A 3,924-nucleotide genomic window follows, 5' to 3' on the forward strand; every position below is an offset into this window, starting at 1 on the left:
GGCCACGACTATTACGAGCACTGGCTGTCGGCGCTGGAAAAATTGCTGGCGACCAAGGGCGTCGCCGGCAAGCACGAGATCGATGCGCTCGCGGCCGCCTGGGAGCGTGCCGCCCACGCCACGCCGCACGGCAAGCCGATCCTGCTGGAGAATGATCCCGGAGCCCACCGGTAGCCCGGACTCAAACTTCGTTCCCTTTACGTTCTTGTTTGCGCCTGATAGCGTGCCGAGCTGATAATGAATGAGACCGTCGCCGACGACGCCGGTGATGGCACGCCAACCTTGTGTTTCGCTCGCGAATCCGGTCTGTCGAACTGATGGAATTCTCTCCCCAACAGGACGAGGCTTTGAAGGCGGTCGGCCGCTGGCTGAAGGACGGGCGGCCGCAGATCTTCCGCCTGTTCGGCTATGCCGGCACCGGCAAGACGACGCTTGCGCGCTATTTCGCCGAGCACGTCGACGGGCAGGTGCAATTCGCGGCCTTCACCGGCAAGGCTGCCCAGATGCTGCGCTCCAAAGGAGCGACCAACGCCCGCACCATCCATTCGCTGATCTACAGGCCGAAGGGCGAGGAATCGGTCGAGGACCAGGTGACGGGCAAGACGTCGATGTCGCCGACCTTTTCACTCAACCGGCAAAGTCCGATCGCGCGCGCCAAGCTGGTCGTCATCGACGAGTGTTCGATGGTCGACGAGCAACTCGGCCGCGACCTGCAGAGCTTCGGCACGCCGATCCTGGTGCTCGGCGATCCGGCCCAGCTGCCGCCGATCTCCGGCGGCGGCTTCTTCACCGAGCATGAGCCGGATGTGCTGCTCACCGAGATCCATCGCCAGGCACGCGACAACCCTATCATCCGGCTGGCGCTCGACGTGCGAGAAGGCCGCGAGTTCATGCACGGCGACTACGGCACGGCGCAGGTGATCGGCAGGGAAGGGGTCACGCAGGATCTGGTGATGAAAGCCGATCAGGTGCTGGTCGGCACCAACCGCACGCGGCGGCGCTACAACCAGCGCCTGCGCGAGCTGAAGGGCTTTTCCGCCGATTATCCGCAGGCCGGCGACAAGCTGGTCTGCCTGCGCAACGATCCGGCCAAGGGGCTGCTCAACGGATCGCTGTGGAAAGTGATGACCTCGTCGCGCGAGACGGTGAAGCCCGGCATCAACCTGCTGGTCTCGCCGGAGGAGGACGATCCCGACCGCGGCGTTGCCAAGATCAAGCTGCTGAAGGCGGCGTTCGAGGATCCGGATGCCGAGATTCCATGGCAGCAGAAGAAGCGATTCGACGATTTCGACTACGGCTATGCGCTGACCGCGCACAAGGCGCAGGGCTCGCAGTGGAATGACGTCGTGCTGTTCGACGAGAGCTGGGCCTTCAAGGAGACCCGGCAACGCTGGCTCTACACGGCCATCACGCGTGCGGCCGAGCGGCTGACGATCGTGCGATAGAGCGGTTCACCGGTTCAGAAAACGGCAAACCCCTCTAGCTCGTTGTTTTGGCGCAATTCCGAACGGAAAGCCGTCACACCTTTCCTGGAATTGCTCCAGTCCGCTTATTCTGCCGGCCTCGCATCGAGCCATTGCCAGGCCGCGGCTTCGTCGTCACTGGTGAAATGCCGGAATTCGAACGGCAGAACCTTCGGAAAGAAGTCGCCGACAAGCGATGCCCAGCGCGGTTCGCCGATAGCTGCGCAACGGACGACGTGCTCCAGCGCGTCGGCCACACCTTGCTGCAGCGTCTCTTGCGAGATGTTGGCCCAGTCGACGCTCTCCTCGTCAGTCAGCCGCACCAGCACGTCGATCCTCGGGTGCAGGGCATAGGCAGCTTCCAGCAGGCCGAACAGGTTTTCCGCATCCGCCGGCGAAACATCGCCGACGACGTCGATGGCAAACAGCGCGTCACGGTTGGTTTCAATGCGGCGTATCGCCGGCACGGCCTCGAGGAAATTCACTGGCAAATCCTTGTGTTGGCCATCAGCTAGTCTCTGGAACACCGGAAACCCACTATCTGTTCCCTGCAAAGGCGCTATAGATGCCCGCCAAAACCAAGCTGGATGCCAATTCATGCCTGCAAAGCTTTCGGTCAACCTCAACGCTGTCGCCATGCTGCGCAACCGACGCGATCTGCCGTGGCCGAGCGTCACGGGGCTGGGGCGCATCGCTCTTGCCGCCGGCGCGCATGGGTTGACCGTCCATCCACGTCCCGATGAGCGGCATACGAGACATTCCGACCTGCCGGAGATCAGGGCGCTGATCGACGATGAGTTCCCCAAGACGGAATTCAACATCGAGGGCTACCCGACAGAGGATTTCCTGGCGCTTGTCGAGAATAACCAGCCGGAGCAGGTGACACTGGTGCCCGACGATCCGGCGCAGGCGACGTCGGACCACGGCTGGAACTTCGTCGCGCAGGCCGCGTTCCTGACACCGATCGTCAAGCGGCTGAAGAAGGGCGGGTTTCGCGTGTCGCTGTTTTCCGACGCCGATGCGGCCGGCGTGAATGCCGCGCGCGATACCGGCGCCGATCGGATCGAGCTCTATACCGGGCCCTATGGCGGTTACCATTCCGATTCCGCCAAGGCGGCCAAGGAATTGGAAAGACTGGGAAAAACCGCGGACGCGGCACTCGCGGCGGGACTCCAGGTCAATGCCGGCCACGATTTGACCGTGAACAATCTGCCGGCATTGATCAAACGCATCCCCGCATTGGCCGAAGTATCGATCGGACATGGGTTGACAGCGGATGCGCTGGAGTATGGCATGGCCGGCACGGTTGGGCGGTTCTTGAAGGCCTGCGGATGGTAGGGCGAGGAATGCCTTGCGTAGCTCCGGCGTGTTCCGCGCTTTGCGGCAGCCTCGGAGCGTGGCGAATCTGATGAAGTGGGGTTCATGGTGCTAGCCAACGCCAGCGAAACAGAATCCCTCGAACCTTTGGGCCATGCCGAGGCCGAGCGGCAGCACAGCACCAAGGTTCTGATGCTCGGCGCGCTCGGCGTCGTCTACGGCGATATCGGCACCAGTCCGATCTACGCCTTTCGAGAGGCTCTCCATGCTTCAGGGGGAGTGGTGGCCCGCAACGATGTGCTCGGCGTGCTGTCGCTGATCGTCTGGGCGCTCACCATCATCGTCACGATCAAATATGTCGCCTTCGTGCTGAGGGCCGACAATAAGGGCGAGGGCGGCACGCTGTCGCTGATGGCGCTGGCACGGAGCGCCTATCCGCAGGGCTCCAGCCTGATCCTGGTGATCGGCCTCTGCGGCGCGGCCCTCTTCTTCGGCGATTCGATCATCACGCCGGCGATATCCGTGCTTTCGGCGGTTGAAGGCCTGGAAGTCATCACGCCGGCGCTCGATGCCTATGTCGTTCCGATCACGCTGGTGATTCTGGCGGTGCTTTTCGCCGTGCAGCGTTTTGGCACGGGCAAGGTGGCGGCAGTCTTTGGACCCATCACGGCGACATGGTTCGTGGCCATCGGCGTTGCCGGCCTCTATCACATCGTCGACGATTGGTCCGTCCTGTTGGCTATAAACCCCTACTATGCGGTCTATTTCCTGGCCACCACGCCGACGGGCGCCTTCGTCACCGTCGGCGCGGTTTTCCTCGCGGTCACCGGCGCCGAGGCGCTCTATGTCGACCTTGGCCATTTCGGCCGCAAGCCAATCGTGCTGGCCTGGTTTTCCATCGTTTTCCCTTGCCTGCTCCTCAACTATTTCGGGCAGGGCGCCTTCGTGCTCTCGCACGGCGGCAAGCCGACCAACCCGTTCTTCCAGATGCTTCCCGAATGGGCGCTGATGCCGATGGTCGCCCTGGCAACGGCGGCGACGGTCATCGCCAGCCAGGCGGTGATCTCCGGCGCCTTCTCGCTGACCAGACAGGCGGTGCAGCTCAATCTTCTGCCGCGCATCGAGGTGCAGCACACATCGGAGA

At 63.0% G+C, this 3,924-nt stretch carries 3 protein-coding genes and 2 pseudogenes; 4 read left to right on the top strand and 1 reads right to left on the bottom strand.

Annotated elements, in window-relative coordinates:
* Window positions 1–174 (top strand): annotated as a pseudogene (locus EOA60_RS22595) (SH3-like domain-containing protein); the annotation flags it as partial.
* Between the two features lie 143 nt (window positions 175–317).
* Window positions 318–1,445: an ATP-dependent RecD-like DNA helicase gene (locus EOA60_RS22600; protein ID WP_095824880.1), complete on the top strand. Its 1,128-nt coding sequence runs from the start codon at window positions 318–320 to the stop codon at window positions 1,443–1,445.
* A 104-nt stretch (window positions 1,446–1,549) separates the two neighbouring features.
* Here EOA60_RS22600 and EOA60_RS22605 read toward each other — a convergent pair whose 3' ends face one another.
* The gene (locus EOA60_RS22605; protein ID WP_095824879.1) at window positions 1,550–1,948 is read right to left on the bottom strand and encodes an STAS/SEC14 domain-containing protein; all 399 of its coding nucleotides are present in this window, start codon (window positions 1,946–1,948) and stop codon (window positions 1,550–1,552) included.
* Window positions 1,949–2,060: 112 nt separating this feature from the next.
* Here EOA60_RS22605 and EOA60_RS22610 point away from each other — a divergent pair, with 112 nt between their 5' ends.
* Window positions 2,061–2,801, top strand: a complete 741-nt coding sequence (locus EOA60_RS22610; RefSeq protein ID WP_067323265.1) for a pyridoxine 5'-phosphate synthase — start codon at window positions 2,061–2,063, stop codon at window positions 2,799–2,801.
* 150 nt (window positions 2,802–2,951) lie between these two features.
* Window positions 2,952–3,924: pseudogene (locus tag EOA60_RS22615) on the top strand (KUP/HAK/KT family potassium transporter); the annotation flags it as partial.

The sequence above is a fragment of the Mesorhizobium sp. M1A.F.Ca.IN.020.06.1.1 genome (assembly GCF_004023265.1).
Classification (GTDB): domain Bacteria; phylum Pseudomonadota; class Alphaproteobacteria; order Rhizobiales; family Rhizobiaceae; genus Mesorhizobium.